We start from the raw sequence: 4,956 nt of genomic DNA, 5'->3' as shown, positions 1-4,956 counted from the left end.
TCAAAGTTAGAAACCAAAGCTATTCTCCGTTTACAGTTTTTTCTCCCATCCGGTTTTCAGGGAACACATCCCAAAATTATACTGGTCCGGTGATGATGGCGGAAAGGTCACACCCGTTTCCATCCCGAACACGGAAGTTAAGCTTTCCAGCGCCGATGGTAGTTGGGGGTTTCCCCCTGCGAGAGTAGGACGTTGCCGGGCCAAAAGAGAACCGCAGACAAATCGTCTGCGGTTTTTTCGTACCTGTATATAAAACACACCTTACTGCTTTTGCCGGATTACAGCCTGTTTTACTCAAAATCGTTGCTTTATGAAGAATATAAAAAGGCGACAAAAATCAATGAAATATTTTTCGGAAAATGAAATTCTTTTTTGTTTGCAAATTTATTTTTTAAACAATTTCATCTTATTGAATAATTTTTTCTTCGTGAGATAATGATCATGTAATAAAGATAACGTTTTCTTTAAGGAGAGATCTATTATGTCAGATAAAAAATTTTCAGTAGTCATCGCCGGCGGAGGCAGTACTTATACTCCAGGAATTGTTTTAACGTTACTCGACAATTTAGACAAATTTCCAATTAGAAGTTTAAAGTTTTACGATAATGATGGGGAGCGGCAGCAAAAAGTTGCGGATGCTTGCGCCATCATGATTAAGGAAAGGGCCCCAGAAATAGAATTTTTGGCAACGACCAATCCGGCAGAAGGGTTTTCAGATGTCGATTTTGTAATGGCGCAAATCAGGGTTGGAAAATATGAAATGCGCGAAAAAGATGAAAAAATTCCATTAAAACACGGGGTTGTCGGTCAAGAAACAACAGGGCCCGGAGGAATTGCTTACGGTTTAAGGTCGATCGGCGGCGTTTTAGAGCTTATTGATTATATGGAAAAATATTCTCCAAATGCTTGGATGTTGAATTACTCAAATCCTGCTGCTATCGTGGCTGTAGCTACAAATCGCTTAAGACCGAAATCTAAAATTATCAATATCTGTGATATGCCGATTGGAATTATGGATCGGATGGCAAAAATATTAAAATTAGATTCTTATAAAGAACTAGATTTCGACTATTATGGATTGAATCACTTTGGTTGGTGGACAGCGGTAAGAGATAAGAAAGGCAATAATTTAATGCCGCAACTTCAAGCCTATGTCAGGGAACACGGATATATTTTGCCTGATGAAAGCGGGACAGAAAAAAGCTGGAGAGAGACTTTTGAAATGGCTAAAAATGTCTATGCACTCGATCCAGAAACATTGCCGAACACTTATCTGAAATACTATCTATATCCGCAGGAAGTTGTGAAACATTCTGATCCGAATCATACAAGGACGGATGAAATCAGATTGGGCCGCGAAAAATTTGTTTTTGAAGAATGTGCCAAAATTACGGAATCCGGAACAGCACAAAACAGCGCCTTTAAATCAGATGAACATGCTTCTTACATTATTGATTTATGCCGTGCGATTGCTTATAACACAAAAGAACGCATGCTTGTCATTACACCAAATAAAGGGGCAGTAGAAAATCTGGATTCTGATACAATGGTTGAAATTCCTTGCTTAATTGGTGCAAATGGGCCTGAACCACTTGCCCAGGGTAAAATCCCGCGCTTCCAAAAAGGGCTGATTGAGGAACAAAACAGTGTTGAAAACCTGGTTGTCGATGCCTGGACAGAGGGTTCATATACGAAATTATGGCAAGCATTAAGCTTAAGTAAGATTGTACCAGATGCAGGATTGGCCAAAGTTATTTTGGATGAACTGGTTGAAGCAAATAAGGATTACTGGCCGGAATTAAAAATCGGGCGTCCTGAACCAGTTTTAAGCTGATCAAACAAGGTAATCAACTAAAGGGATAATAAATTTAAACATGCTCCTTTATATCATTACTAAGTGAAACCAAAAATGAGGAGCGGTAAATCTTTTTAAAAAGAAAAAAGATCTTATCGCTTCTCATCATATTCCTAAAAAGGAAAGCGGTTTCCGGTCTGGAGGATAACGATGAAAAGTATACAAAGATTTGGCGGTGCAATGTTTACACCTGTTTTACTTTTCTCATTTGCTGGCATTATGCTGGCCATCAGTATATTATTTTGCAATCCGTCTGTTTTTGGAAAGATTGCAAGTGAAGGGACTTTATGGTACGGCATATGGGATACTGTACAACAAGGTTCATGGACAGTATTTAATCAAATAGAATTATTATTTGTCGTCGGCCTGCCTATCGGGCTGGCAAAAAAAGCTTCCGGAAGAGCTGCAATGGAAGCTTTGGTTACGTATCTTACATGGAATTATTTTATAGCGGCCATTCTTACCCACTGGGGGAAATTTTTTGGAATTATGCATTACGGAAGGGCTTTAGCTGAAAATAGCACAAACGAAGGCTTAAAAATGATTGCCGGCATTAAAACTTTTAATACAAGCATCATTGGTGCCTTAATTATAGCGGGAATCGTTGTCTATTTGCATAACAGATTTTTTGACTATAAATTACCTGACTTTTTGGGTACCTTCCAGGGATCTGCTTTCGTCGTCATTCTTGGCTTTTTTGCCGCTTTGCCCTTGGCATTCATTACCTGTTTAATTTGGCCGAAAATTTCATTCGGCATCGGATCATTACAATCATTCATGGCTCATGCAGGTCCTGTTGGGGTTTGGATTTACTGTTTCCTTGAACGTGTTTTAATTCCAACAGGTCTTCATCATTTTATTTATATCCCTTTCCAATATGGGCCAGCCGCAGTTCCGGAAGGCCTAACGAAATGGTGGCTTATGCACTTGGAGACATTTGCTAATAGTAAGGAATCACTGAAATCAATGGCACCACAAATGGGATTCCTGATGTATGGCAATGAAAAGGTTTTTGGTATACCAGGAATTGCTTTGGCATTTTACTTTACGGCAAAGAAAGAAAACAGGAAAAAAGTATTGGCCCTGCTGGTACCGGCAGTCATTACATCTGTACTTGCCGGTATTACCGAACCAATTGAATTTACATTCCTATTCGTAGCGCCGCTTTTATGGGTGATTCATTCCCTTTTGGCAGCAACATTAGATACGACATTGTATTTATTTGGTGTAGTAGGTGATTTGAGCGGAGGCATTATTGATATGGCCGGGAAAAACTGGATTCCGCTTTTTCAAAATCACTGGGCAACATATTTAACGCAAATTGTAGTTGGGCTGATATTCACGGCTATTTACTTCTTTGTATTCAGATTTTTCATTTTAAAATTCAACTTTGCAACGCCAGGCAGGGAAGCGGATGAGGAAGAAGAAATTACATTAAAGACAAAACAGGATTATAAAAATAAAAAATTAGCACAAGGGGTGCAAGAAACAGCTGCAGCATCCTACACAGATCCTTATTCGGAAAGAGCGGCAATTTACCTGGATGCGTTGGGCGGAAAAGAAAATATCAGTGATGTGACCAATTGTGCTACCAGGTTAAGAGTGACAGTAGTAGATCCACAGAAAGTGAAACCGGATAGCGCATTTAAAGCGGGAAAAGCTGCGGGTGTTGTGAGAGCAGGAAGAGCATTCCAAGTCATCGTAGGGTTGGATGTCCCCCAAGTCAGGGAAAAATTTGAAGAACTGTTGAAACAATAAAACTTTTTGGATAGAGTCAACATCTTATTTAGTGATAAAATTGGATGTAAGGACACAAGAAAGGGTGTTGACTCTCTATGGATTTGGAACAAAAAGTGAATCAAAGCTTCCAACAATTAAATTCAGATGAAATACAATGTCTGAATTTTATTATTGAACATAAAGATATTGTTAGCAATTCAACTTTAAATGAAATTAGCAAGCTTTGCCATGTTTCCGCTTCTTTCTTGTTCAGAACCATCAAGAAGGTTGGGTACTCGGGTTTTTCCGAATTAAAATATGAAATCAAAAAGGAAGAAAACACGTTGAAAGGAATGACCGGCCAGCCGGAAAATCTAAATTACCAAATGCAAGAAGACGTTGATAAAACCATCAAATATTTTAATACGGTCCATCACACGGAAATGTTTCGTTCTATTATGGAAGCCAGCCGTATCTTTTCCTATGGCACAGGTTGGGAGCAAAAAATGGCTGCGGAAAAGATTACAAGAAACTTTATATACTCAGGAAAATTTGTGACGAACTTCCCGGCGTTAGAAGAATTATCGGTAGCAGAGAAAGCGTTAAATGAAAAAGACATCGTATTTTTAATTTCATTGAGTGGCAATAATGAACGAATTGTCAATATAGCAAAGGATTTTAAAAGAAGAAATATAAAAATGGTCAGCATCACACAATTTGGGACAAATAAATTGGCCGGCATTTCAACATACAATCTTTATTACTATGCATCCGAGTTTCATAAACCATGGCATAGAAGCATTGTCAGCTTATACATTCTGGTTGAACTTTTTTCCTTGCATTACAAGCTGTTTACTGAGCAATTGGAAAACGGGGGCTTACAAAATGGATAAAATAAGAAGGCTTGTTGGAAATGAAACAAAAATATTTAATATGATGATTGCCCTGTTTTTTCTCGTCCCTGTTTTTTATATGATTTATTTATGTGTGATTGTTGCTATATATCCAACATCTTTTAAAGAACTGTTTTCAAGCAGCCCTTTTTCTGCTGTCATGCTGATCGCTTCCTGCCTTGATCTGCTGATGGGATATTATCTGTATCATCTTAAAGTTCATTTAAATAATCATGATCTTTTTATGCTGGCCATTTACTTATCGGCGTTGATCCAGCTTTTGTTGGGGAATCTTTTAATTGCCTTTTTTATTGTGCTATTGATTTTATCTTCTCCAAATAAAAAAATGAAGTTATCCAATTTGAGAAATGATGCCAGCTATTTATCAATGCTTGGAGCTTTTCTTGTAATGTATATGTTTTGTGATTTTGTCTTGCTTAAATTAGGGCTTGCTGAATAAGCAAAAGTTCCAGATTTGACAAGGATTTT

At 37.9% G+C, this 4,956-nt stretch carries 4 protein-coding genes and 1 rRNA gene; all 5 read left to right on the top strand.

The window, feature by feature from the left end:
* The first annotated feature begins 85 nt into the window (after positions 1–85).
* The 5 genes from rrf (at position 86) to P9687_RS09515 (ending at position 4,927) form a co-directional block, all read left to right on the top strand.
* Positions 86–201, top strand: a 5S ribosomal RNA gene (gene rrf, locus P9687_RS09535).
* A 280-nt stretch (positions 202–481) separates the two neighbouring features.
* Entirely contained in the window at positions 482–1,834 is a 1,353-nt protein-coding gene (locus P9687_RS09530; RefSeq protein WP_035190029.1) for a 6-phospho-alpha-glucosidase, read from the top strand.
* A gap of 171 nt (positions 1,835–2,005) precedes the next feature.
* Positions 2,006–3,613 carry an alpha-glucoside-specific PTS transporter subunit IIBC gene (locus tag P9687_RS09525; protein ID WP_052042141.1) on the top strand — a complete coding sequence of 536 codons (1,608 nt, stop codon included), beginning with the start codon at positions 2,006–2,008 and terminating at the stop codon, positions 3,611–3,613.
* A gap of 77 nt (positions 3,614–3,690) precedes the next feature.
* A complete protein-coding gene (locus P9687_RS09520) occupies positions 3,691–4,467 on the top strand; it encodes a MurR/RpiR family transcriptional regulator (RefSeq protein WP_035183326.1) in 777 nt (258 codons plus the stop codon).
* Positions 4,460–4,927, top strand: a complete 468-nt coding sequence (locus P9687_RS09515; protein ID WP_328228810.1) for a hypothetical protein — start codon at positions 4,460–4,462, stop codon at positions 4,925–4,927. Before P9687_RS09520 ends, P9687_RS09515 begins: the two co-directional genes overlap by 8 nt.
* The last annotated feature ends 29 nt before the right edge of the window (positions 4,928–4,956 follow it).

This window comes from Weizmannia sp. CD-2023 (genome assembly GCF_036225245.1).
In the GTDB taxonomy this organism is placed as follows: domain Bacteria; phylum Bacillota; class Bacilli; order Bacillales; family Bacillaceae_C; genus Weizmannia; species Weizmannia faecalis.
The sequence above is the reverse complement of the archived record's forward strand: the minus strand, read 5'-3'. Positions and strand labels throughout refer to the sequence as shown.

Excerpts from the sequence above, each read along its gene's own strand:
- P9687_RS09520 (WP_035183326.1), top strand. The coding sequence starts at position 3,691 with ATGGATTTGGAACAAAAAGTGAATCAAAGCTTCCAACAATTAAATTCA.
- P9687_RS09515 (WP_328228810.1), top strand. The coding sequence starts at position 4,460 with ATGGATAAAATAAGAAGGCTTGTTGGAAATGAAACAAAAATATTTAAT.
- P9687_RS09530 (WP_035190029.1), top strand. The coding sequence starts at position 482 with ATGTCAGATAAAAAATTTTCAGTAGTCATCGCCGGCGGAGGCAGTACT.
- P9687_RS09525 (WP_052042141.1), top strand. The coding sequence starts at position 2,006 with ATGAAAAGTATACAAAGATTTGGCGGTGCAATGTTTACACCTGTTTTA.